The organism is Pseudomonas persica, assembly GCF_900291015.1.
GTDB lineage: Bacteria > Pseudomonadota > Gammaproteobacteria > Pseudomonadales > Pseudomonadaceae > Aquipseudomonas.
In genome coordinates, this window is sequence record NZ_OLKL01000271.1 from 1 (window position 1) to 250 (window position 250).

Consider the following 250-nt stretch of genomic DNA (forward strand, 5'->3'; position numbering starts at 1 on the left):
GGAATGAATACATGAGGACTTGTAAGTGACAACTGCCGATACAGGTTGAACCTATTGGTTGTATCGAAGTTCCTAAAAGCACCTGCTTTGTATTTTGTATCCTTACGCTCTATTCCAGTGGAGGCAAAAACCTTCACAATATTAGATTTCTTTCGATCTAAATCTATTGCTGCATTTGTTGTATCAGTCATATTATTATCTCCTATTTATACCAATCATGAATTTACGTTTACCGCGCTTTCCTTTCTCC

General features: G+C 36.8%; 1 protein-coding gene. It reads right to left on the reverse strand.

The window, feature by feature from the left end:
* On the reverse strand, nt 1-191 hold a 191-nt coding region (locus FQ664_RS27625; RefSeq protein ID WP_218570448.1), incomplete at its 3' end, for a hypothetical protein.
* Between the last annotated feature and the right edge of the window lie 59 nt (nt 192-250).